At 58.6% G+C, this 22,861-nt stretch carries 22 protein-coding genes; 2 read left to right on the forward strand and 20 right to left on the reverse strand.

Features of this window, described 5'->3' with window-relative positions; genetic code table 11:
• Positions 1-239: 239 nt before the first annotated feature.
• The 13 genes from MHZ89_RS02570 to yceD form a co-directional block, all read right to left on the reverse strand.
• Positions 240-1,031, reverse strand: a complete 792-nt coding sequence (locus MHZ89_RS02570) for a metal-dependent hydrolase (protein WP_311781727.1) — start codon at positions 1,029-1,031, stop codon at positions 240-242.
• Between the two features lie 18 nt (positions 1,032-1,049).
• A complete protein-coding gene (gene holB / locus MHZ89_RS02575) occupies positions 1,050-2,039 on the reverse strand; it encodes a DNA polymerase III subunit delta' (protein WP_311781728.1) in 990 nt (329 codons plus the stop codon).
• Positions 2,036-2,668 (reverse strand): dTMP kinase, encoded by a 633-nt coding sequence (gene tmk, locus MHZ89_RS02580; protein WP_311781729.1) that lies wholly within the window; start codon positions 2,666-2,668, stop codon positions 2,036-2,038. Before tmk ends, holB begins: the two co-directional genes overlap by 4 nt.
• Complete coding sequence (gene mltG / locus MHZ89_RS02585; protein WP_311781730.1) at positions 2,658-3,677, reverse strand: endolytic transglycosylase MltG; 1,020 nt, start codon at positions 3,675-3,677, stop codon at positions 2,658-2,660. The genes tmk and mltG overlap by 11 nt, the downstream gene beginning before the upstream one ends.
• Positions 3,674-4,486, reverse strand: coding sequence for an aminodeoxychorismate lyase (pabC, locus tag MHZ89_RS02590; protein ID WP_311781731.1), 813 nt, complete (start codon positions 4,484-4,486; stop codon positions 3,674-3,676). Before pabC ends, mltG begins: the two co-directional genes overlap by 4 nt.
• Positions 4,487-4,606: 120 nt before the next feature.
• The gene (fabF, locus tag MHZ89_RS02595) at positions 4,607-5,848 is read right to left on the reverse strand and encodes a beta-ketoacyl-ACP synthase II (protein ID WP_120452046.1); all 1,242 of its coding nucleotides are present in this window, start codon (positions 5,846-5,848) and stop codon (positions 4,607-4,609) included.
• Between the two features lie 84 nt (positions 5,849-5,932).
• Positions 5,933-6,169: an acyl carrier protein gene (gene acpP, locus MHZ89_RS02600; protein WP_025901771.1), complete on the reverse strand. Its 237-nt coding sequence runs from the start codon at positions 6,167-6,169 to the stop codon at positions 5,933-5,935.
• 153 nt (positions 6,170-6,322) lie between these two features.
• Positions 6,323-7,057 (reverse strand): 3-oxoacyl-ACP reductase FabG, encoded by a 735-nt coding sequence (fabG, locus tag MHZ89_RS02605; protein ID WP_120452045.1) that lies wholly within the window; start codon positions 7,055-7,057, stop codon positions 6,323-6,325.
• Between the two features lie 10 nt (positions 7,058-7,067).
• A complete protein-coding gene (gene fabD, locus MHZ89_RS02610; RefSeq protein ID WP_126688705.1) occupies positions 7,068-8,000 on the reverse strand; it encodes an ACP S-malonyltransferase in 933 nt (310 codons plus the stop codon).
• 16 nt (positions 8,001-8,016) lie between these two features.
• Positions 8,017-8,970, reverse strand: coding sequence for a beta-ketoacyl-ACP synthase III (locus MHZ89_RS02615; protein WP_120452041.1), 954 nt, complete (start codon positions 8,968-8,970; stop codon positions 8,017-8,019).
• The gene (plsX, locus tag MHZ89_RS02620) at positions 8,971-10,011 is read right to left on the reverse strand and encodes a phosphate acyltransferase PlsX (RefSeq protein ID WP_311781732.1); all 1,041 of its coding nucleotides are present in this window, start codon (positions 10,009-10,011) and stop codon (positions 8,971-8,973) included.
• Positions 10,012-10,036: 25 nt separating this feature from the next.
• Positions 10,037-10,207, reverse strand: coding sequence for a 50S ribosomal protein L32 (gene rpmF, locus MHZ89_RS02625; protein ID WP_007885783.1), 171 nt, complete (start codon positions 10,205-10,207; stop codon positions 10,037-10,039).
• Positions 10,208-10,221: 14 nt separating this feature from the next.
• Positions 10,222-10,743, reverse strand: a complete 522-nt coding sequence (yceD, locus tag MHZ89_RS02630; protein ID WP_120452037.1) for a 23S rRNA accumulation protein YceD — start codon at positions 10,741-10,743, stop codon at positions 10,222-10,224.
• A 140-nt stretch (positions 10,744-10,883) separates the two neighbouring features.
• Between yceD and MHZ89_RS02635 the strand changes: the two genes are divergently transcribed.
• Positions 10,884-11,468 (forward strand): nucleoside triphosphate pyrophosphatase, encoded by a 585-nt coding sequence (locus tag MHZ89_RS02635; RefSeq protein WP_311781733.1) that lies wholly within the window; start codon positions 10,884-10,886, stop codon positions 11,466-11,468.
• A 13-nt stretch (positions 11,469-11,481) separates the two neighbouring features.
• Here MHZ89_RS02635 and rluC read toward each other — a convergent pair whose 3' ends face one another.
• Positions 11,482-12,438 carry a 23S rRNA pseudouridine(955/2504/2580) synthase RluC gene (gene rluC, locus MHZ89_RS02640; RefSeq protein ID WP_311781734.1) on the reverse strand — a complete coding sequence of 319 codons (957 nt, stop codon included), beginning with the start codon at positions 12,436-12,438 and terminating at the stop codon, positions 11,482-11,484.
• Positions 12,439-13,008: 570 nt separating this feature from the next.
• Here rluC and rne point away from each other — a divergent pair.
• A complete protein-coding gene (gene rne / locus MHZ89_RS02645; protein ID WP_311781735.1) occupies positions 13,009-16,281 on the forward strand; it encodes a ribonuclease E in 3,273 nt (1,090 codons plus the stop codon).
• A 216-nt stretch (positions 16,282-16,497) separates the two neighbouring features.
• Here the strand turns inward: rne and flgL are convergent, their stop codons facing one another.
• From flgL to flgG, 6 genes are all read right to left on the reverse strand, one after another.
• The gene (gene flgL / locus MHZ89_RS02650) at positions 16,498-17,463 is read right to left on the reverse strand and encodes a flagellar hook-associated protein FlgL (RefSeq protein ID WP_311781736.1); all 966 of its coding nucleotides are present in this window, start codon (positions 17,461-17,463) and stop codon (positions 16,498-16,500) included.
• 11 nt (positions 17,464-17,474) lie between these two features.
• Positions 17,475-19,115: a flagellar hook-associated protein FlgK gene (gene flgK / locus MHZ89_RS02655; RefSeq protein ID WP_311781737.1), complete on the reverse strand. Its 1,641-nt coding sequence runs from the start codon at positions 19,113-19,115 to the stop codon at positions 17,475-17,477.
• A gap of 121 nt (positions 19,116-19,236) precedes the next feature.
• A complete protein-coding gene (flgJ, locus tag MHZ89_RS02660) occupies positions 19,237-20,175 on the reverse strand; it encodes a flagellar assembly peptidoglycan hydrolase FlgJ (protein WP_311781738.1) in 939 nt (312 codons plus the stop codon).
• A 2-nt stretch (positions 20,176-20,177) separates the two neighbouring features.
• A complete protein-coding gene (locus MHZ89_RS02665) occupies positions 20,178-21,278 on the reverse strand; it encodes a flagellar basal body P-ring protein FlgI (RefSeq protein ID WP_269949175.1) in 1,101 nt (366 codons plus the stop codon).
• Positions 21,279-21,297: 19 nt separating this feature from the next.
• Complete coding sequence (locus MHZ89_RS02670) at positions 21,298-22,008, reverse strand: flagellar basal body L-ring protein FlgH (protein WP_120452021.1); 711 nt, start codon at positions 22,006-22,008, stop codon at positions 21,298-21,300.
• A 63-nt stretch (positions 22,009-22,071) separates the two neighbouring features.
• Positions 22,072-22,854, reverse strand: a complete 783-nt coding sequence (gene flgG / locus MHZ89_RS02675; protein ID WP_120452019.1) for a flagellar basal-body rod protein FlgG — start codon at positions 22,852-22,854, stop codon at positions 22,072-22,074.
• Positions 22,855-22,861 lie beyond the last annotated feature (7 nt).

A 22,861-nucleotide genomic window follows, 5' to 3' on the forward strand; every position in this document is an offset into this window, starting at 1 on the left:
GTCGAGGGGGAGGATCCGCAACCCGTCTGGCGGTGACCGCCTTGTAATTATTACGAAGGGTAAAATAAATCAGCTGGCGTTACTTTGATGACTATCACGTTTCCAGGAAACATCGCGCTGGATATCAGTATATTCTGACTGACAGCGCGCGGTTTCACCCCATAAAACAGCAGTCCTGCCTTAAAAAGCAGGGCTATTAATCGTTATTACCGAATTATTACAGAGTATGAAATAAAAGATTAATGACCAAGTCGACTTAACGGAACGCGGAAAAGTGTAGAAAAGTTCTGCGTTGTGGCGGCAGCCAGCGTCTCAATATCAACCCCTTTCAGCACAGCAAGATACTCCGCCACATCGCGCGTGTAAGCTGGCTGGTTCTCTTTGCCGCGGTACGGCACCGGCGCCAGATAGGGCGAATCGGTTTCCACCAGCATGCGATCCAGCGGGACATAGCGCGCCGCTTCGCGCAGCTGTTCGGCGTTACGAAAGGTCACAATGCCGGAAAAAGAGATATAGAAACCCATATCCAGCAGCTTCGCCGCCGTCGCCTGATCTTCGGTAAAGCAGTGCAGCACGCCGCCGCAGCGCTCGACCTGCTCTTCGCGCAGGATAGCCAGCGTATCGTCACGCGCGTCGCGGGTATGCACGATAATCGGCTTGTTCAGCGCAATACCGGTGCGGATATGCTCGCGGAACGACGCCTGCTGCTGCGCCTTAGTTTCCTGCTGATAATAGTAGTCGAGGCCGGTTTCACCCAGCGCCACGACGCGCGGATCGGCGGCCAGACGACGAAACTCTTCCACGTCGTAAGGCTCTTCCTGATTCAGCGGGTGCACGCCTACGGAGAGCGCAATATTTTCGCGCTCGCCGACCAGCGCTTTCAGCGTATGAAAACCCGGCAGCGTGGTGGCGATCGCCAGCATAAATTTCACGTCGCGCGCGGCGGCTTTAGCGATCACGTCATCAAGATCGCGATGGTTCTTTTCATAATCCAGGCCATCAAGATGGCAGTGTGAATCCACAATAAACATAACGGTCTCGTTTTGACGTTAAGCGACTACGCCAGGCTTGCGTTTATCAGCCCAGCTCAGAAGTCGGTCGGTTAACAGAAGTTCGCGGTTAACGGCGGCAACGTGGAGCAGCTGCTCCCGGCACTGCATCCACTCGCGCGCGCTTTCATCCAGCGCCCGGGCGGAGAAGGTCTCTGCGAGCAGCGCGACCACATCCTGCCGATCGGGATTACTCAGCCAGCGCGTTGCGCCCTGCTGCCATTTGAGCGCATCCACCAGCAGCGCCAGCAGCCAGCTGATGCGCGCGGCAACATCGTCGGCGTTGAGCGCTGGAAGCAATAGCAGAATATCCTGCTGCAGCGCGGCTGGCAGCGCATCGCACAACGTCTGGCGCGCCTGCCAGCGCGCAGGCTCCAGCAGCTGTAGCGCCGCCGCCGGCGCGCCCGCGCTGAGGCGCAGCGCAGTCTGCAGCGCCGCCGCCTCCTGCGGTATTTGTTTGCTCAGCCACTGCAGGCTTTGCGCCTCATCCGGCGGCGCCAGCGAGAGCGCCATACAGCGGCTGCGCAGCGTAGCTAACAGTCGCGAAGGTTCCCGGCTACTGAGAAAAAACCAGCTATTGGCCGGCGGCTCTTCCAGGGTTTTTAACAGCGCATTCGCCGCCGATTCGCTCAGCTGCGCCGCATCGGGAAGCCAGACGACTTTCGCGCCGCCCTGCTGGGCAAAATGATAGAGCTTCTCCGTCACCTGGCGCACTGCGTCAATCCCCAGCGTGCTTTTGCCTTTTTCAGCCTCCAGCCGATACCAGTCGGGATGCGTCTGCGCCTGCATCAGCTGGCAGCCGTGACAGAGACCGCAGCTTTTCAACCCGTCCGGCTGCTGACACATCAGCCAGCGGCTGACGCCCCACACCAGCGCGTCATCCCCCATGCCTTCGATCGCCTGAATCAGCAACGCGTGATGAGCACGCCCCGCCTGATGCTGGCCGATGATATAGCGATAAGGCTGGTTCAGCCACGGATACCAGTTCATGCCTGCTGTTCCAGCCAGCGCGTCAGCGTCGTTTTAATCGCCTGCGTAACGCTGGCGAGCGGCTGCGTGGCATCTATGGTCAGGATGCTGCGGTCCTCGGCCGCCAGCGCCAGATAGCGCTCGCGGGTGCGTTCAAAGAAGCGCAGCGACTCCTGCTCGATGCGATCCAGCTCGCCGCGCGCCCGGGCGCGCTGCAGCCCGATTTCCGGCGTGACGTCGAGATAGAGCTGAAGATCGGGACGGAAATCGCCCAGTACGGCATCGCGCAGGGTGCGCATCAGCGCGCTGTCCAGCCCGCGACCACCGCCCTGGTAGGCCTGCGAAGAGAGATCGTGCCGATCGCCAATCACCCATGCGCCGCGCGCCAGCGCAGGCTTGATTACGGTATCAACCAGCTGCACGCGCGCGGCGTAGAGCATCAGCAGCTCCGCTTTGTCCGTCACCTGTTCGCCTTCAATGCCCTGCTTCACCAGGACGCGCAACTGCTCCGCCAGCGGTGTGCCGCCCGGCTCGCGAGTGAACACGATATCCTGAATGCCTCGTTCGCGCAGCGTGGAGACAATCGCCTCGCGCGCAGTGGTTTTCCCGGCGCCTTCAAGGCCTTCAATGACGATAAACTTACTTTTCATCTTTTCCCTTTAGCGTTTGCCGGTAAGCCTGTACCGCCTGGTTATGACTGGCAAGATTGGTGGTAAAGGTGTGACCGCCCTTGCCGTCGGCGACAAAATAGAGGTAACTGGTTTTTTCCGGATGCGCCGCCGCTTCCAGCGAGGCTTTGCTCGGCGCGGCGATCGGGCCAGGCGGCAAACCGTTAATAGTGTAGGTATTGTAATCGGTCGGCGTCTCAAGGTCTTTACGCGTCAGCGTGCCTGTATATTTATCGCCCATGCCGTAAATCACCGTGGGATCGGTTTGCAGCTTCATGCCGGTGCGCAGCCGGTTGATAAACACCGAGGCAACGCGCGCGCGTTCAGCACTGACGGCGGTCTCTTTTTCAATTACTGAGGCCATGGTCACCATCTCCTGCGGATTTTTATAGGGCAAATCCGCCATGCGATCCCGCCAGATCTGATCCACCAGCGCCGTCATGCGAGCATGCGCGCGCTGCAGCAGCGCGATGTCGCTGGTATTGGCGGTATAGAGATAGGTATCTGGATAGAAGCTCCCTTCCAGCGCCAGCGGATCGATATTAAGCGTTTTTGCCAGCGTGGCGAACTGATCATCTTTCAGGGTGTGCCGGATATAGGGAGCGGCGCGCAGCTCGGCGAGCCATTCACTAAGGCGCTGGCCTTCTACCAGCCGCAGCGGAAACTGCGCCTCTTTACCGCTGGCGAGCAGCTGCAGCAGCGCCCGCACCGTCATCCCTTTCTCCAGCCGATAGGTGCCCGCTTTAAACCGGGCCAGCTCCGGCTCCAGCTTGAGCAGTGGACCAAACCAGATGCTCTGCGGAATAAGATGCTGGCTCTCCAGCTGCGCCTCCAGCGCTACCCGGCCGGTGCCTGCTGGTAAGGTATAGATAGTTTCCTGGTCAATGGTTAACGGGGCCGCGGCGAAGCGCTGGATCTGCCAGTAGCTAAAGGCCGCCGCAAGGATCAGAATCGCCGCAGCGACGGCGAAAATTTTTTTAGTTCTACTCATTTTGCTTCCATTAAATAGCAGCTTTCCTGTAACCGGCGGTAAAGCGTGCGTTCGCTGAATAATCGGTCGTCCAGCTGTCGCACCGGCAAGACCGGCATCAGGGCATTGCAGATAACGATTTCGTCGGCCGCCAGCAGCTGCGCTGGCTCGCAGCGTATCACATGACAAATCTCGCCTGCGGCGGCCATTTGCGCCATCAGATAGCGCCGCATGATGCCATCAACGCCGGACTGCGTCAGGTCGGGTGTAAAGATGCGCTCGCCCTGCCGCCAGAATAAATTGGCCGCACAGCATTCCACCACGTTGCCCGCAGTGTCAAGCACCAGCGCCTCGTCGGCGTCGCTCTGGTCGAGATGCGCGCGGATCAACACCTGCTCCAGGCGATTCAGGTGCTTAATGCCCGCCAGCAGCGGGTTCTGCGCCAGCCGGACCGGACTGGTTTGCAGCTTAACGCCCTGCGTCTGCAGCGGCAGATAATGGTGCGGCCAGGGCGCAACCGAGACGATGCGCGTGGCGCCGCTGACGCCTTTTCGGCTGTAGCCGCGTCCGCCCGAGCCGGCGCTGATAATGACCTTTAGTACCGCCTGCTTGTGCGGCTGCGCGGCAATACGCATCTCTCTCTCCAGCCGCGTCCAGTCGACGTCGGGCATCATCAGCCGTTCGCAGCCCTGGCGCAGTCGCCGCAGGTGCGCGTCCTGCAGCTGAATATGGCCATTATCGACCGCCGCCGTGGTAAAGCAGCCGTCACCAAACTGCGTTGCGCGATCGCTGGCTGAGAGAGTAAGTTGCTCCGTTCCGTTGATCCACATGGGGCTCTCCCGCAAGGAAAAGCGCTATGGTAGCGCTTTGTATTGTGATAATCCGTTTCAGAGCCTTTCTGAATAGAAAAAAGGCCCGCATTTGCGGGCCTTTTGCCAGAACGTGAATCGTCAGACTTTACGGAAGATCAACGAGCCGTTAGTGCCGCCGAAGCCGAAGGAGTTACACAGCGTGTACTCCAGACCGCTGACCTGACGCGCCGTGTGCGGCACAAAGTCGAGATCGCAACCCTCATCCGGGTTATCCAGATTGATGGTCGGCGGAACGGCCTGATCGCGCAGCGCCAGGATCGAGTAGATAGACTCTACCGCGCCTGCCGCGCCCAGCAGATGGCCGGTCATTGATTTGGTCGAGCTGACCATAACGGTTTTCGCCGCAGCGCCGAAAATGGTTTTCACCGCCTGCGCTTCTGCTTTGTCACCCGCTGGCGTAGACGTGCCGTGTGCGTTAACGTAGCCGATCTGCTCCGGCGACAGCTGCGCGTCACGCAGCGCATTTTCCATTGCCAGCGCTGCGCCTGCGCCGTTTTCCGGCGGCGAAGTCATGTGGTAAGCATCGCTGCTCATGCCGAAGCCGACAATTTCCGCATAGATCTTCGCGCCGCGTTTTTTAGCGTGCTCATACTCTTCCAGCACGATAATGCCTGCGCCGTCGCCCAGCACGAAGCCGTCACGATCTTTATCCCACGGGCGGCTTGCCGCCTGCGGGTTATCGTTGCGCGTAGAGAGCGCGCGCGCAGCGCCAAAGCCGCCGACACCCAGTGGGGTGCTGGCTTTTTCTGCGCCGCCCGCCAGCATCACGTCAGCATCGTTATAGGCGATAATGCGCGCCGCATGGCCGATGTTGTGCACGCCTGAAGTACAGGCTGTCGCGATAGAGATACTGGGGCCTTTCAGGCCGTACATAATCGTCAGGTGCCCTGCAACCATATTGACGATGGTCGAAGGAACAAAGAACGGACTGATTTTGCGCGGACCGCCGTTGACCAGCGAGGTGTGGTTCTCTTCAATCAGACCCAGTCCGCCGATGCCGGAACCAATCGCCGCGCCGATACGACCAGCGTTCTCATCGGTCACGACCAGACCCGAATCCTGCATAGCCTGCACGCCGGCGACAATGCCGTATTGGATGAAGTCATCCATCTTGCGCTGATCTTTGCGCGAGATGATTTCATCACAATTAAAATCTCTTACAATGCCAGCAAATCGGGTTGCGTAGGCACTCGTATCAAAATGGTCGATCAGGTTAATGCCGCTCTGACCGGCAAGGAGAGCACTCCAGGTAGACTCTACGGTTTTGCCGACAGGAGACAACATGCCAAGACCGGTCACAACTACACGACGCTTAGACACGTTCGTCCTCCAGGGAGGGGAAATATAAACTCTGTGGGACAAGCATAAAACTCAGGCGGTCGAGCGACCGCCTGAAGATATTCATTAGCCTTGGTGGCTATTGATGTAGTCGATCGCTGCCTGAACGGTAGTGATTTTCTCAGCTTCTTCGTCTGGAATCTCAGTATCAAACTCTTCTTCCAGAGCCATTACCAGCTCAACGGTGTCAAGAGAATCAGCACCCAGGTCTTCAACGAAAGATGCAGAGTTAGTTACTTCGTCCTCTTTCACACCCAGCTGCTCAGCAATGATTTTCTTAACGCGTTGTTCGATATCGCTCATACTATTTAATTTCCTATCAAAACTCGCTTTCGCGATGGTTTTCGTAGTGTATAAAATGTTGAAAAAGATGCAACAAAATCCCGGCTGGTCGAACCACGATTTTACGCTATTTTGCGGTTTTTACCGCAAATAATGCAAATGATTTCGTGAATATCAGACCATGTACATGCCGCCATTGACGTGCAGCGTCTCACCCGTGATGTAGGCTGCTTCGTCAGAGGCTAAAAATGCAACAGCATTGGCGATTTCCTGCGCGTCGCCTAAACGACCTGCCGGAACCTGCGCCAAAATGCCGGAACGTTGCTCTTCGCTCAGTGCACGCGTCATGTCCGTCTCAATAAAGCCCGGTGCCACGACGTTTACGGTAATGCCACGTGACGCAATTTCGCGCGCCAGTGATTTGCTAAAGCCAATCAAACCCGCCTTGGCTGCTGCGTAGTTTGCCTGGCCCGCGTTGCCCATGGTGCCAACAACGGAACCGATGGTAATGATACGACCCACACGTTTTTTCATCATGGCGCGCATAACTGCCTTAGACAGACGGAAAACCGACGTCAGGTTGGTATCCAGGATATCCGCCCATTCGTCGTCTTTCATGCGCATCAACAGATTATCACGCGTAATGCCTGCATTATTGACCAAAATGTCTACTTCGCCAAATTCTGCGCGAACCTTCTCCAGCACGCTGTCGATCGATGCGGGATCGGTCACATTCAGCAGCAGACCTTTGCCGTTATCGCCGAGGTAAGCACTGATGGCTTCTGCGCCGCTTTCGCTTGTCGCGGTGCCAACAACTTTGGCGCCGCGTGCAACCAGCGTTTCCGCGATAGCGCGGCCGATACCGCGGCTCGCGCCTGTTACCAGCGCAACTTTACCTTCAAAGCTCATGATTTTCCTCTTATTCCTGTTCAAGGGCCGCAGAAAGCGACGTCGGATCGTTTACCGCTGCCGCCGTCAGGCTGTCCACAATGCGTTTGGTCAGACCCGTCAGCACTTTGCCCGGTCCCATTTCCAGCAGCTGAGTAATGCCCTGTGACGCCATAAATTCTACGCTCTCGGTCCAGCGAACCGGGCTGTAGAGCTGACGCACCAATGCGTGACGGATCGCCGCCGCATCGCTTTCGCATTTTACGTCAACGTTGTTCACCACCGGAACGGACGGCGCGTTGAAAGTCATCTTTTCCAGCGCGACCGCCAGCTTGTCCGCTGCGGGCTTCATCAGCGCGCAGTGCGACGGCACGCTGACCGGCAGCGGCAGCGCACGCTTTGCGCCAGCGGCTTTACAGGCTGCGCCCGCGCGCTCGACCGCCTCTTTATTTCCGGCAATCACTACCTGACCCGGCGAGTTGAAGTTAACCGGCGAAACCACCTGCCCCTGCGCGCTCTCTTCGCACGCTTTGCGAATCGAGGCGTCATCCAGGCCGATAATCGCCTGCATCGCGCCGGTGCCTTCCGGCACCGCTTCCTGCATCAGTTTGCCGCGCAGCTCCACCAGCTTGATCGCATCGGCGAAATCAATAACGCCTGCGCACACCAGCGCGGAGTATTCGCCCAGGCTATGGCCCGCCATCAGCGACGGCTGCTTGCCGCCCTGCTGTTGCCAGACGCGATAGATCGCGACGGAAGCGGCCAGCAGCGCAGGCTGCGTCTGCCAGGTTTTATTCAGCTCTTCAGCCGGTCCGTTGCTGACCAGCTGCCACAAATCATATCCCAGCGCGTCAGACGCTTCGCGGAAGGTCTCTTCCACCTGCGGATAGCTTGCCGCCAGCTCTGACAGCATGCCGACGGTCTGTGAACCCTGACCGGGGAAAACAAATGCAAATTGCGTCATCTTCAGTTCCTGTGAATCAAAAGCGAACCAGTGCGGAACCCCAGGTGAAACCGCCACCAAAGGCTTCCAGCAGAATCAGTTGTCCGGGTTTGATACGGCCGTCGCGTACGGCTTCATCGAGCGCGCTGGGCACCGAGGCCGCCGAGGTATTGCCGTGACGGTCCAGCGTGACCACCACTTTGTCCATGCCCATGCCGAGTTTTTTCGCCGTCGCGCTGATGATGCGCAGGTTAGCCTGATGCGGCACCAGCCAGTCGAGCATTTCGCGATCGAGATTGTTGGCCTGCAGCGTTTCGTCAACGATGTGCGCCAGTTCGGTCACCGCAACCTTAAAGACTTCGTTGCCAGCCATAGTGAGATAGGCAGGTTCGTCCTGATGGGCGCGATTCTGGTAAGGGAGCGTCAGCAGCTGGCCATAACGGCCGTCAGCGTGCAGGTGAGTAGAGATGATGCCCTGCTCTTCGCTCGCGCCTAACACCACGGCGCCCGCGCCGTCGCCGAACAGAATAATGGTGCCGCGATCGTTCGGGTCAAGGGTGCGTGCCAGCACGTCGGAGCCAATCACCAGCGCATGTTTTACCGCGCCGTTTTTGATGTACTGGTCCGCGACGCTCAGAGCGTAGGTAAAGCCTGCGCAGGCTGCCGCCAGATCGAATGCGGCGCAGTCGTTGATGCCCAGCATCTGCTGGATCATGCAGGCCGAGCTGGGGAACGCATGGCTGGATGAGGTGGTGGCGACGATAATCAGTCCGATTTCGCTGGCCTCTACGCCCGCCATCTCCAGCGCGCGCTGCGCGGCGGCGAAGCCCATGCTGGCCACAGTTTCATCCGGCGCGGCAATGCGGCGCTCACGGATGCCGGTGCGGGTTACGATCCACTCGTCCGACGTCTCCACCATTTTTTCCAGATCCGCATTCGAACGCACCTGGCTAGGCAAATAGCTGCCCGTACCGATAATTTTGGTAAACATCTAGGCTTTGTCACTCCTGGCTAATACAGCATCAAGGCGCGCGGCGATTCGTTCGGGAACCTGCCGTCGCACCGCCTGCTCTGCCTGCTCTATCGCCACGGCGAAGGCGCGTTGATTCGCCGCGCCATGGCTTTTGATCACTGTTCCGCGCAATCCTAACAGACAAGCGCCATTATACTGGTCGGGGTTGAGATGCCCGAAGCGCTGCGCAAGACGTTTCTGAATCCAGCGCCCCAGCAGCTTCAGCCACCATGACCGTTTTTTCCCCTCCCCTGAAGACTTCAGCAGGGAAAGGAACATTCTTACCACGCCTTCCATGGTTTTCAGCGTGACGTTGCCGACGAATCCGTCACACACCAGCACATCTGTCTTGCCGGTAAGGAGGTCGTTGCCTTCCAGGTAACCAATATAGTTAATATGTTCGGACGCTTTTAGCATACTGGCGGCGCCGCGGATACTCTCCAGCCCTTTGGTCTCTTCCTGACCAATATTGAGCAGCGCGACGCGGGGATTGGGGATCGCTAATACCTCTTCCGCCATCACCGCGCCCATTACGGCAAACTGCACCAGCATTTCGCTGTCCGACTCTACGTTAGCGCCTAAATCCAGCACCACCGTTTTGCCGCGCTGCTGATGCGGCAACACGGTCATTAACGCCGGGCGTTCAATGCCGTCCAGCGGTTTTATCATTAATTTCGCCAGCCCCATCAGGGCACCGGTATTACCGGCGCTGATACAGGCCTGCGCTCGTCCCTCTTTCACCAGCTCCAGCGCAATGCGCATTGAACTGCCGCGGCTGTTGCGGATCGCCTGTGAGGGCCGCGCATCGCTTGCAATAACTGACTCGGCAGGAATAACCTGCAAACGCCCCAGTAAGGAGGAATCCGCTTTGGCAAGCAATGGGGTGATGTCGTCGGGAATGCCGACCAGAAGAAGATTGAGATGCGAATGAGAGGCCAGTGCCTGCAAAGCTGCAGGCACTGTCACGCAGGGACCGAAATCCCCGCCCATGGCATCAATAGCCAGGGTCAAACGTGTCAAAGTATCACCTTGCTAAGCGCAAGTCTTACTTGGTGATAACCTTGCGACCGCGGTAGTAGCCATCCGCAGTGATGTGGTGACGCAGATGCGTTTCGCCAGAAACTTTATCTACAGACAGGGCAGCGGTGGTCAGCGCATCGTGCGAACGACGCATACCACGCTTAGAACGGGTGGGTTTATTCTGTTGTACGGCCATGGACCTTACTCCTATTACTTACGCTTTAAACTGGCTAATACGGCAAATGGGTTTGGTTTTTCCGCCTCTGCAGGCAATTTGCCAAAGACCATGTCCGCCTCGGACACTTCACAGTGTTCAGAATCATGCACCGGAACGACCGGCAGCGCGAGAATGATTTCATCCTCTATCACCGCCAGCAGATCGACTTCGCCAAAATCATCGACGTCGATCGGCTCGTAGGCTTCCGGCAGTGCCTCGGCCTGCTCATCATTTGAGACAGGACTGAAGCAATAGCTTACGTGGACAGAGTGAGGAAACGGCTGGTTGCAGCGCTGACAGCGCAATGTAACCTGCACGTCCGCTGTACCTTGCAGTACGGCGAGGCGCTGGCTGTCAACCGCAAACGACATGGCACATTCCACGTCACTGTCCACACTAACAACTGAGTCGGCTACGCGCTCCACCTGTTCAGGGGTGTAAACGCCCTGATAATCGAGGCGTTTTTGAGCGGCGCGGACCGGATCCAGCGTCAGGGGTAATTTTACCTTTTGCATAGGGCGCGCATATTAACTTTGTAACGTCATAGAGTCAAAGAAAAAGGCCGTGTAACAGCATCTTTCACCAGTTATTCGCATCCAGTGCGGCGCACAGTTTAAAATGAGTGTCACCAATTCGCCATTACTATTGTGAAAAAATGCCTGTCTCTATTCTTTTAGCCTCAACCTCGCCTTTCCGCCAGGCGTTATTAGGCAAACTCGGCCTGCCTTTTATTACCGCTGCGCCAGAGGTGGATGAAACCCCGCACGCCGGTGAAGATGCCGAAACGCTGGTCACGCGCCTCGCCGTTGCCAAAGCGCAGGCGCTGGCCGCCGACTATCCCGATAGCTGGATTATCGGTTCGGATCAGGTGTGCGTGCTCAACGGCGCGATTACCGGCAAGCCGCATACCCCCGAGCGCGCTTTCGCGCAGCTACGCCAGGCGAGCGGCAACGCCATCACCTTCTATACCGGCCTAGCGCTCTACCATCCCCGCAGCCAGCGGCTGTTGCAGTGCTGCGAACCTTTTGTGGTGCACTTCCGCCCTCTCAGCGATGAGGAAATCCGCACCTATATAGAGAAAGAGCAGCCTTTACAGTGCGCCGGGAGTTTTAAAAGCGAAGGAATGGGGATTTGCCTGTTTGAACGGCTGGAGGGACGCGATCCGAACACGCTGGTCGGCCTGCCGCTGATCGCGCTCAATAGCATGTTGCGGACGGTCGGCATCAATCCGCTGGGATGATGCCGACCCTGCGTTAGCTTTTCTGCTGACGCAGCGCCTTCAGGCAGCGTTTAAGCTCTTCATCAAGCGGCGCTTCTAAACGCAGCGTCTCGCCGCTGTTGGGATGAGTAAACGTCAGCGCGGCGGCATGCAGGAACAAACGACGCAGCCCGGTAGCGGCCAGCTGACTGTCGAACTCGCGCTCGCCATAGCGATCGTCGAAGGCGATAGGATGACCGGCATGCAGCGTATGGACGCGAATCTGGTGGGTGCGGCCGGTAACCGGGCTAGCCTTGACCAGGGTGGCAAAGGCGAAGCGCTCTTCGACTTTAAAGCGCGTTTCCGACGGTTTGCCTTCGCTGCTGACGCGCACCACGCGTTCGCCGCTCTGCAGAATGTTCTTCAGCAGCGGCGCCTGCACCACTTTCAGGTGTGAGGGCCAGCTGCCGCGCACCAGCGCCAGATAATCTTTCTGCATCCCCTTTTCACGCAGCTGCTCATGCAGCGAGCGCAGCGCCGACCGCTTCTTGGCGACCAGCAGTACGCCGGAGGTATCGCGATCGAGACGATGCACCAGCTCAAGGAAACGCGCCTCCGGGCGCAGCGCGCGCAGCCCTTCGATCACGCCGAAGCTCAGTCCGCTGCCGCCATGCACCGCCGTACCGGACGGCTTGTTCAGCACCAGAATATGGTCATCTTCAAAGATGATCGCTTCCGCCAGTGCCGCCACCTTCTCCAGCTTAGGTGAAACGGCCTGTTCCTCGCGCTCGGCGACGCGCACCGGCGGGATGCGCACCTCATCGCCCGCTTCCAGCTTGTATTCAGGTTTGATGCGTTTTTTATTCACCCGCACCTCACCTTTACGCAGAATGCGATAAATCATGCTTTTCGGCACGCCCTTGAGCTGGGTGCGTAAAAAGTTATCAATGCGTTGTCCGGCATTTTCAGCCGTAATGGCGACAAGCTGTACGCCAGGATTCTCAGTTTTCATGGCGGCGATTCTAAATAGTGTCCTGTGATAGCGCCACCCCTTTTTCTGTGCTTAACTCTCCTCTTGTCGCGCGAAAAAGCGCAGCGTGCGCTGGCTTTTTCAGCAGCCTGCTCATTCGTCCGACATATTAAGGTGTTATGCATCACTAATCTTCATCAGGCGATAAAAGTCGCCTTGCTATATGAAGGTTAGCAATGGAATAATGCTTAAGTTTCTCGTCTGATGCACTTCAGGCCAGAAAAAGAGCTAATTAGTCATTTTGCCGAATGAAACGGACACGCAGCAATGGCGTAAGACGTGATGTTAATTCAGGCACTTAGCGGGCTGCGGGTTGCGGCCTGGACGGAATTTTGAGATGCAGGAGCGATCAGTTTCTTTCCGGCATTTCAGCGCAACGGCGCTGTTTTTCCTTATGAAAAACAGGCCACCGACGTTATTTGCGCCCCTCGCGCAGTCGACAACCGGGAGGTTGACGTAAAGCACTTAGTCACGGGGCCATCGGTCAAAACTCGTCCAGGGTAACTATGCCCGCAGCTTTATCACTCATGTGAGAATAACGAGTCAGAAACGATGAAAAGAATGTTAATTAATGCAACTCAGCAGGAGGAGTTGCGCGTTGCCCTGGTTGATGGACAACGTCTGTACGATCTGGATATCGAAAGCCCCGGACACGAACAGAAAAAAGCCAACATCTACAAAGGTAAAATTACCCGCATTGAACCCAGCCTTGAAGCTGCGTTTGTCGATTACGGCGCCGAGCGCCACGGTTTTCTCCCCCTGAAAGAAATCTCCCGCGAATATTTCCCTGCCAGCTACAACGCACAAGGCCGTCCAAATATTAAAGACGTGCTGCGCGAAGGTCAGGAAGTGATCGTTCAGATTGATAAAGAGGAGCGCGGCAATAAAGGCGCAGCGCTGACCACCTTTATCTCTCTGGCGGGCAGCTATCTGGTGCTGATGCCGAACAACCCCCGCGCGGGCGGCATCTCTCGCCGCATCGAAGGCGACGATCGCACCGAGCTGAAAGAGGCGCTCTCCTCGCTGGAGCTGCCGGACGGCATGGGCCTGATCGTGCGCACCGCGGGCGTAGGCAAATCCGCCGACGCGCTGCAGTGGGATCTGAGCTTCCGTCTGAAACACTGGGAAGCGATCAAGAAAGCCGCGGAAAACCGCCCTGCTCCCTTCCTGATCCATCAGGAAAGCAACGTTATCGTACGCGCCTTCCGCGACTATCTGCGCCAGGATATCGGCGAGATTCTGATCGACAATCCGAAGGTGCTTGAGCTGGCGCGCCAGCATATCGCCGCCCTCGGCCGTCCCGACTTTAGCAGCAAGATCAAGCTCTACACCGGCGAAATCCCGCTCTTTAGCCATTACCAGATCGAATCGCAGATTGAGTCCGCCTTCCAGCGCGAAGTGCGCCTGCCTTCCGGCGGCTCTATCGTTATCGACAGCACCGAAGCGCTGACCGCTATCGATATCAACTCGGCGCGCGCCACGCGCGGTGGCGATATTGAAGAGACAGCGTTCAACACCAACCTGGAAGCCGCCGATGAGATCGCGCGCCAGCTGCGTCTGCGCGACCTGGGCGGCCTGATTGTTATCGACTTTATCGATATGACGCCGGTGCGCCATCAGCGCGCGGTGGAAAATCGCCTGCGCGAAGCGGTACGTCAGGATCGCGCGCGCATTCAGATCAGCCATATTTCACGCTTTGGCCTGCTGGAGATGTCGCGTCAGCGCCTCAGCCCGTCGCTGGGCGAGTCGAGCCATCACGTCTGCCCACGCTGTAGCGGCACCGGCACCATCCGTGACAACGAATCGCTGTCGCTCTCTATTCTGCGCCTGATTGAAGAAGAAGCGCTGAAAGATAATACCAAAGAGGTGCACGCCATTGTTCCGGTGCAGATCGCCTCTTACCTGCTGAACGAAAAACGTGAAGCGGTGAACGCGATTGAGAAGCGCCAGGGCGGCGTCCGCGCCATTATCGTGCCGGACGATCGCATGGAAACGCCGCACTACTCCGTGTTGCGCGTGCGTAAAGGCGAAGAAACGCAGACCCTCAGCTATCATCTGCCGAAGCTGCATGAAGCTGAAATGGCGATGCCGTCAGAAGAGGAACATGCCGAGCGCCGTCGTCCTGAACAGCCTGCGCTGGCCGCTTTTGTGATGCCTGACGCGCCGCCTGTGCCTGTAGAGACCCCGGCAGAACAGCCGAAAGCCGACGCACAGCCTGCGGCCAAACCTGCTGCCGCTGCAACACCGGCCGCAGCAAGCACCAGCAGCACTGGCACCGGCTTCTTCAGCCGTCTGCTGAAAAAGCTGTTCGGCAGCAACGAAGCCGCGCCGACTCCAGCTGTGGAAGCGACGCCAGCGCCGCAGACCAGCAGCGAAGAGAGCGACGGCAGCGCCAAAGAGCGTGGCGATCGTCGCAACAACCGCCGCAACAATAACCGTCGCGAGCGTACGCCGCGCAACGGCGAAAACCGCGAGCCGCGCGAGAGCCGCGAACCGCGTGAAAATCGTGAACCGCGCGAACCACGCGAAAGCCGTGAGCCGCGTGAAGGCCGCGAGCCGCGCGATAACGCTGATAACCGCCGCAATAAGCGTCAGGCGCCGCAGAATGAAGCACGCGAAGAGCGCAGCCCTGTTCTGAGCGACGAAGCGCGCCAGCAGCGCGAAGAGCAACAGCAGCAGCGTCGCGAACAGCGCGCTGAGCGTCAGCGTCGTCGTCAGGAAGAGAAACGCGCGCAGCAGGAAGCGAGCAAAGCCGTCGAGCAGGCCGTTGCTGAAGTGGTCGAGACGCCGGAAGCGCAGGAAGAAGAGCGCGTTCAGGTTATGCCGCGCCGCAAACCGCGCCAGCTGGCACAGAAAGTGCGCATTATTGACGAAAGCGAGCAGCCGGTAGCTGAAGCTGTCGAGCCGCAGCCAGAGGTTGCGCGCAGCCTGCCGCAGAGCGAAGAGCCTGTGGTACTGCACGATCAGGATGAGGCAGAGAGCCGCGACAACGGCAATATGCCGCGCCGTTCGCGCCGTTCGCCGCGCCACCTGCGCGTCAGCGGTCAGCGTCGTCGTCGCTATCGTGATGAGCGTTATCCAACCGAGTCCGCTATGCCGCTCGCCGCTGCCGCTGCTTCGCCAGAGATGGCATCCGGTAAAGTCTGGGTACGCTATCCGGTCGCACAGCCGGTTGAGACTCAACAGCCGCAGCAGGAAGCGCCGGATTACAGCCAGCAAGAGACCGCAGAGATCATTGCGCTGCCGGTCGCCGCGGAAGAGATCGCGCCGCAGAGCGCTGATGAAGTGCATCAGGCTGAACCGCAGGCAGAAACGCCGGTAACGCTGGTTAATACGGATAACACCACGCCGATTGACGCGCCGGTGAACCATGAACCTGCCGTTATCCCGGCCGCCGACGAAGCGAAAGCGGAAGCGATCGCCGAACAGGCTGTTCCCGCTGCCCCGGTCGAGGAAGAGACGCCCGCTGTCGCTACCGAGATCGCCGCTGAAGCCGCACACGACGTAACGCCAGAAGCAGAAGCGCAGGTTGAGGAAGTGCTGAACGCGCCGGTTGCGGCGGAAAGCAAGCCTGAGCCGATCACCGAACCGCATGCGCCCGTCCCGGCGCGCGACGCCGCACCGCAGCAAGCTGCCGTCCGCTTTACGCATCACGCCACCGCGCCGATGACCAAAGCACCGGCACCAGCCTGGCAGCCGGAGCCGGTACGCCACAGCGACTGGGTACGCTCGCCGTTCGCCTTCGAGGGCAAAGGCTCCGCTGGCGGTCACAGCGCGACGCATCAGGCCACCGCGCCTGCGACCCGACCTGAAAGCGCCGAATAATCTGACGCGACACAGTAGAACCCCGGCTTGCCGGGGTTTTTTATTTCTGCTCCTGGGCCAGAACAGGGGCGATGTACCGGCTCATTCAGCCTGGCGTTTTATTCCGCTGTAGTTGCAGCGCCTTATTACAGGCAAAAAAAATCCCACGATACCGGTCAGGGTCGTGGGACAAAATGAGCATGTCCGGTTCAGGCATGCTCGAATTCCTTTTTATTGTCAGGCGTTAAGCTGGAACAGCGACAGCTTGGACATGTCGGTAAAGGTCTTGTAAGAGGCCTGAAGCGCCGTTTGCTGCATGGTGTAGCTGGAGATAGCCGAGGTGTAGTCGGTATCGACCAGGTTGCTCATTTCGGTGCTCAGGATAACGTCGCGATTCCCGCCCTGCCCGTCCAGCGTGCTCAGCTCAGAGAGCTGGGTGCCGATTTCAGAACGCACAGTCAGCACGTTATTCAGCGAGTTGCTCAGGCCGCGGTTGGTTTTATCCATCGCATCCTGAAAGGTCTTTTGAGTAGCAGCGTCAGCATCTGCCTGCGGCGTCTTCAGCGCAGCAATTGCGCTGTCGAGCATATTAAAGACATTGGTTTCGCTGGCGCTGCCGTCCGGCTCTTTGGTGGCGTTGCCGGTAATCGACATAAAGATATCGTCGCCGGTGTGCCCCACGGTCATGGTGCGGCTGGTATCGACCTTCTGCGTAATCGCGTCGGTGCCGCCTGTATAGCTCACCGCGCCGCTGCCGTTGTCTGCAAAGGGCGCGCTGTCCGTTTTATAACCGGCGAAGATATAGCGGCCGTTACCGTCTTTACTGTTCGCCAGGTTCAGCAGCTGCGAGCGCAGGCCCTCCAGCTGGGTGGCGATTGAGCCGCGGTCGTCGTCGCTCAGCGTGCCGGTAGAGCCGTAAACGATCAGCGTCTGCGCATCCTGAATGGTGCTGGTTACGCTGGTGAGCGTATTCTCTTCCATCGACAGCCCCTGGTTTGCAAAGGTGCGCGCCAGCGCGTACTGGCTGCTCTGCGCCTGGGTCTGCGCCAGCACCACCGAGCGTGACGCAGCGATAGGATCGTCTGATGGGTTGTTAACGCGGCGGCCGCTGGAGAGCTGCTCGCCGACTTTCAGCCAGGAGGATTGCGAATCGCTGATACCGCGCACCTGCTGGTTAAAAATCATGTTTGTACTGAGTCGCATGGTTCTTTTCCTTAGCGGATGTTAAGCAGCGCGTCGAAAATGGAGCTGGCGGTTTGCAGCACCTGCGCGTTCGCCATGTAGTACTGCTGATATTTGGTCAGGTTGGCGTACTCTTCGTCGAGGTTGACGCCTGAGACCGACTGCTGGCGATCGGTCAGCTGATCCACCACGTTTTTCTGGGTGGTGCTGGCGGTTTCCAGCGTGCTGGTTTTGTTACCGACGGTGCTGACGATGCTGGCGTACGCCTGCGACAGCGTAGCGTTGCCGTTCACAACCTTCGCGTCCTGCAGAGCCAGCAGCTTCTGGGCGTTGCGGTTGTCGCTTTCGCCACCCGTAGCGCCTGCTGCGGCAATCTGCGACTCACTGGTAATAGCGACAGACATATTGCCAATCACGTTCTGCACTGGCTTCACCAGGAAGCTGTCCTGCGCGTTCGGCGTGCCGTTTACGGTCAGCTGCAGACCGTCGAAGCTCAGCGTGGCGTTGCCGGATGGGTCTGTACCCGCCGTCGCGGTGATCTTCACGTTGTCTGAGGCGCGCGTAACGTTCCAGCTGCTGCCGTCATAGCTGACAGTATAGTTAGAGGCTTTCAGCGCGCTGGTATCGGTCCAGGCTGCCGTCACGGTCGTGGACGAACTGTTTTTGCTGTTGCTCTGTACGGTCGGGCTGCCGATGGTGAAAAAGTCAGTACCCTGATCGCCGTTGCCGTCATAGCCCTGCTTATGCACCGCGTTAAAGCTGGTGGTAAAGGCTGCTGCCAGCTGGCCGAGCTGGTTTTGCGCGGTGTCGAGATCCTGCGAGCGGAAAGTCAACAGGCCGCCTAACGAGCCGGTAGTAATGCTCTTATCGGCGATCTCGACATTGCCTGCGCTGTTATCGACATAACCGACGGAGGTACGCGTAGGATCGCTGCTGGAAGGCATCGCCACCAGGCTGGTGGCTTTGTTGCCGTTGACCAGCGTCAGGTTGCCCATTGAGACAATATAGTTGCCGTCCTGCTTAGAGACGCTCACCCCGACGATGTTATTCAGGTTGTTCACCAGCTGATCGCGCTGATCCATCAGATCGTTCGGCTGCGCGCCGCTTGCGGTGCTGAGCTTGCCGATCTGCTTGTTGAGGTCGGCGATCTGGCTGGTGAAGGTGTTGATCTGGTCAACGTTTGAGGCGACATCAGTGTTGACGCTGCCCTGCATATTGGTCAGATACTGCGCGGTGGTCTGGAACTGGTTTACCAGGCCCTGCGCATTGCTCAGCATCGACTGGCGCGCAGAGGGGTCGTTCGCGTTGCTCACCACGTTCTGCAGGTTAGTAAAGAAGCCCTGAATCGACGTAGAGAGGCTGGTGGTCGAGGTCGAGAGCAGATCGTCAATATTGGAGATCTGCGAATACTGGGTATTAGCCGCGCTGTAGGTGGCGCTGGAACCGCGCAGCTGCGCCGTAATGAACTCGTCATACTCGCGCTGCACGCCGCTGATGTTGACGCCGTTGCCGTAATAGCTGTTGCCCTGCAGCGTGCTGTTCGCCTGCGCCAGCTGAATCGTCTGGCGCGAGTAGCCCGCGACCGTGTAGTTAGTGATGTTATTGCTGGTGGTGCTCAGCGCCGCCTGTGCGGCGCTCAGCCCACTCATCGCAGAGTTTATTATGCTGGACATCTCGGTTCCTTTCTTTCCCGTTAAGCGGGCTGGCAGTCATCAGTGCTCGCCCGTGCGCGAAAACGCGTCTGGCATCTGCTTGTATTATCGGCGCGCTTAAGTGAAACTTGAGGCTTAAGCTTCAGAAGAGATCGTTTAAATCTTTGCTGTACGCCTTTACGACTTTTTCGCCCATGTTTTTGAATTGCTGGATCATTCCCACCAGTTTCTGCGCATATTTCGGATCGGTGGCGTAACCGGCGGCCTGCAGCGCCTGCGCCCCCTGTTCGGCGCTCTGCGCGGTGGTGACGGCGGCGTAGCGCGGATTGTTTGAAAGCAGCTTCACGTAGTCGGTCAGCGCCTCGAAATAGGAGTGATAGACGCGGAAGCTGGCGCGCACCTTCTTCGCCTCACCCTGGTCATACTCGGTGGTCATGATATCGGTGGTCTCACCCTTCCAGTCGCCGCTCGCCTTGATACCGAATACGTTGTAGCTCGGTTTGCCGTCGCGGGTCAGGATCTGGCGCTGGCCCCAGCCCGACTCCAGCGCCGCCTGCGCCAGGATCAGGTGGTGCGGAATGCCGCTCTGGGCGCTGGCGGCCTGCGCCGGCTGCGCCAGCTGGGCGATAAACTCGCTGCTGTCGGCCGGCAGGTTTGCCGGGGAAACCGGCAGGCGCGGCACAGCCTTGCGCACCATCTGCTCCAGCTGGCTCGAAGCCGCCGCGCTGTAGATAAAGCTGTCATCGAGCGGCATCGGTACCGTACCGGCGCGCTCGTCAGGCTCCTGCGCCGGCTGCATCTGCTTGACGATAAGATCGGCCATGCCCAGTCCGCGCTTGCCGATCTCCTGCGCAATCTGCTGATCGTACATTGAGGTAAACATTTTGGTCGATTCGTTGCTGAAGATACCGTCCTGCGGCAGCGCTTCGCGCATGCTCTTCATCATCATCTGCACAAACATTCCCTCGACCTGCTTTGCAACCTGTAGCGCCTTGCCTTTCGGGTCGGTGCTGGCTTCGCGCTTCAGGTCGTTCAGCGAGCGGCTGTCAAAAGCCGCGTTCATCAGCGATTGCGTATCCATCGTCAGATAATTTCCAGTTTGGCGCGCAGACAGCCCGCGCTCTGCATCGATTGCAGAATGGACATCAGTTCGATTGGCGAGGCGCCTAACGCATTGAGCGCGCGCACCACGTTGTTCAGGTTGGCGCTGGCGCTGACGTGCTGCAGCGCGCCGCCGCTCTGACGCATATCGATCTGCGTTTGCGGTGTTACCACCGTCTGACCGCCGCCAAATGGCGTATTCGGCTGGCTGACGTTTTGCGACTGGTTGACCGTGACCGACAGGTTGCCCTGCGCCACCGCACAGGTGTTCAGCGTCACTTCACGATTCATCACCACCGAACCGGTACGCGAGTTGATGATGACTTTGGCATCTTCAACCGGGATTGAGACGTCGATGTTCTGGATCTCCGCCAGCATGCGAACCTGAGAGCTGTTGTTGGGCGATACGCGCACCTGTACGGTACGGGCGTCAAGCGCCGTCGCCATACCGTAGCCGCCGCGTGCGTTGATGGCGTCGGCGATACGCTGCGCCATCGAGAAATCTTCATTGTTCAGCTGCAGGTTGAGGGTGTTCTGGCTGCCGAAGTTGCTCTGCAGTTCGCGCTCAACGGTAGCGCCGCCGGTGATGCGGCCGCCGTTAAGCTGGTTAACCTGCACGCTGCTGCCGCCCGCCGACGCGCCCGCGCCGCCGACCAGAATATTACCCTGCGCCAGCGCGTAAACCTGGTTATCGACGCCTTTCATCGGCGTCATCACCAGCGTGCCGCCGCGCAGGCTTTTGGCGTTACCCAGCGAGGAGACCACCACGTCGATGGTTTGTCCCTGACGGGCGAAAGCGGGCAGCTGCGCCGTCACCATAACCGCCGCGACGTTTTTCAGCTGCATGTTGGTGCCCTGCGGCACAGTAATCCCGAGCTGGGAGAGCATGTTGCTGACGGTCTGGGTGGTGAACGGCGTCTGGGTGGTCTGGTCGCCGGTGCCATCGAGGCCCACGACCAGGCCGTAGCCGATCAGCTGGTTGTCGCGCACGCCCTGTACGCTGGTCAGATCGCGAATACGGTCTGCGTGAGCGCTCAGGCTGAGGCCGAATGCCAGACTCAGGCCCAGCAGTAAACTTTTCATACTTTTCATCATGACCTCATTACATCGGCGAGATGTTCAGGAAGAAACGCTGGAACCAGCCCATCGTCTGCGCTTCGTTGATATAACCATTGCCGACATATTCGATACGGGCATCGGCCACCGCCGTCGACAATACCGAGTTGCTGGCGCTGATCGTGCGCGGGTTCACCACGCCGGAGAAGCGAATAAATTCGGTGCCCTGGTTAATTTCAATCTGTTTTTCACCGACCACGTGCAGGTTGCCGTTCGACAGTACCTGATTCACGGTGACGGTAATGGTGCCGGTAAAGGTGTTATTGGCGGTTGCGCCGCCTTTACCTGCGAAATCGTTTTTGCCGTTGGCGCCCAGGTTGGCTTTAGCGCCGTCGGCACCAACCAGGCCATTCAGGCCGGTCGGAATGGCGTCAAGACCGAAGCTGGCGCTGCCGTCGCGGGTCGCGTTGGCTGAGGAGCTCTTGCTGGCGCTGACGTTTTCCTGCAGCGTAATGGTGAGCGTATCGCCGATATTGCGCGGACGACGGTCCTCAAACAGCGGCTGATAGCCGTAGTTGAGCGGCGCGACGCCCTGGAAAATAGAGCCGTTGACCACCGGCGGAGCGGAAGGCAGAGGCTGTGCCGTCGTTGCGCCTGCCACCAGCGGCGTGCGCGGCACTAACGCACAACCGTTAAGGGTCAGCAGCACGACCGCCACCAACCAATGTCCAGGCTTAATATTCAGTTGCTTCGCCACGGAGTCACGACCTTATAGATGTGTTGACTTCAGGCCAGCCTGCGCTGGCCCTGATAACCGGAATTAAATCTGTGTTAATTTCTGCAGCATTTGATCGGAGGTGCTGATCGCTTTGCTGTTGATTTCATAAGCGCGCTGCGTCTGGATCATGGTGACCAGCTCTTCCGCCACGTTGACGTTAGAGGTTTCCACATAACCCTGATAGAGCAGGCCCGCGCCGTTCTGGCCTGGCGTGCTCTGGGTGGGTGCGCCTGACGCCTGGGTCTCCTGGTAGAGGTTTTCGCCCATGCTGTCGAGACCGGCATCGTTAATAAAGGTGCTGAGCGTCAGCTGCCCTACCTGAGCCGGGTTGGTCTGGCCCTGCTGCGTCACGCTCACCACGCCGTCGCGCGAGATAGTGATGCTGGTGGCGTTAGCCGGGATGGTAATGCCTGGCTGTACCGGATAGCCGGCGTTGTTCACCAGCTGGCCGTTTTGATCCACCTGGAACGAACCGTCGCGGGTATAGGCAGAGGTGCCGTCCGGCAGCTGTACTTCAAAGTAGCCCTGGCCATTGATCGCCACGTCTTTGGAGTTGCTGGTCTGCGACAGGTTGCCCTGGGTATGCAGACGTTCGGTAGTGACCGGACGCACGCCGGTACCGATCTGCAGGCCCGACGGCAGCGTGGTCTGTTCGGAAGACTGCGTGCCCGGCTGGCGCAGAGTCTGGTACATCAAATCTTCAAAAACCGCGCGCGAACGTTTAAAGCCGTTCGTGCTGACGTTTGCCAGGTTGTTGGAGATGACGTCCATATTGGTTTGCTGGGCGTCAAGACCGGTTTTGGCGATCCATAAAGAACGAATCATCTTTTTT

It is taken from the genome of Pantoea sp. ACRSB (assembly GCF_022346905.1).
GTDB lineage: Bacteria > Pseudomonadota > Gammaproteobacteria > Enterobacterales > Enterobacteriaceae > Pantoea > Pantoea piersonii.

Bases quoted from the DNA above. Each gene is read 5' to 3' on its own strand.
- acpP (WP_025901771.1), bottom strand. From the start codon at position 6,169: ATGAGCGATATCGAACAACGCGTTAAGAAAATCATTGCTGAGCAGCTG.
- MHZ89_RS02570 (WP_311781727.1), bottom strand. From the start codon at position 1,031: ATGTTTATTGTGGATTCACACTGCCATCTTGATGGCCTGGATTATGAA.
- pabC (WP_311781731.1), bottom strand. From the start codon at position 4,486: ATGTGGATCAACGGAACGGAGCAACTTACTCTCTCAGCCAGCGATCGC.
- flgK (WP_311781737.1), bottom strand. From the start codon at position 19,115: ATGTCCAGCATAATAAACTCTGCGATGAGTGGGCTGAGCGCCGCACAG.
- tmk (WP_311781729.1), bottom strand. From the start codon at position 2,668: ATGAAAAGTAAGTTTATCGTCATTGAAGGCCTTGAAGGCGCCGGGAAA.
- yceD (WP_120452037.1), bottom strand. From the start codon at position 10,743: ATGCAAAAGGTAAAATTACCCCTGACGCTGGATCCGGTCCGCGCCGCT.
- rne (WP_311781735.1), top strand. From the start codon at position 13,009: ATGAAAAGAATGTTAATTAATGCAACTCAGCAGGAGGAGTTGCGCGTT.
- holB (WP_311781728.1), bottom strand. From the start codon at position 2,039: ATGAACTGGTATCCGTGGCTGAACCAGCCTTATCGCTATATCATCGGC.
- MHZ89_RS02635 (WP_311781733.1), top strand. From the start codon at position 10,884: ATGCCTGTCTCTATTCTTTTAGCCTCAACCTCGCCTTTCCGCCAGGCG.
- flgG (WP_120452019.1), bottom strand. From the start codon at position 22,854: ATGATTCGTTCTTTATGGATCGCCAAAACCGGTCTTGACGCCCAGCAA.
- fabG (WP_120452045.1), bottom strand. From the start codon at position 7,057: ATGAGCTTTGAAGGTAAAGTTGCGCTGGTAACAGGCGCGAGCCGCGGT.
- flgJ (WP_311781738.1), bottom strand. From the start codon at position 20,175: ATGGATACGCAATCGCTGATGAACGCGGCTTTTGACAGCCGCTCGCTG.
- flgL (WP_311781736.1), bottom strand. From the start codon at position 17,463: ATGCGACTCAGTACAAACATGATTTTTAACCAGCAGGTGCGCGGTATC.
- mltG (WP_311781730.1), bottom strand. From the start codon at position 3,677: ATGAGTAGAACTAAAAAAATTTTCGCCGTCGCTGCGGCGATTCTGATC.
- MHZ89_RS02615 (WP_120452041.1), bottom strand. From the start codon at position 8,970: ATGTTTACCAAAATTATCGGTACGGGCAGCTATTTGCCTAGCCAGGTG.
- fabD (WP_126688705.1), bottom strand. From the start codon at position 8,000: ATGACGCAATTTGCATTTGTTTTCCCCGGTCAGGGTTCACAGACCGTC.
- rluC (WP_311781734.1), bottom strand. From the start codon at position 12,438: ATGAAAACTGAGAATCCTGGCGTACAGCTTGTCGCCATTACGGCTGAA.
- rpmF (WP_007885783.1), bottom strand. From the start codon at position 10,207: ATGGCCGTACAACAGAATAAACCCACCCGTTCTAAGCGTGGTATGCGT.
- MHZ89_RS02665 (WP_269949175.1), bottom strand. From the start codon at position 21,278: ATGAAAAGTTTACTGCTGGGCCTGAGTCTGGCATTCGGCCTCAGCCTG.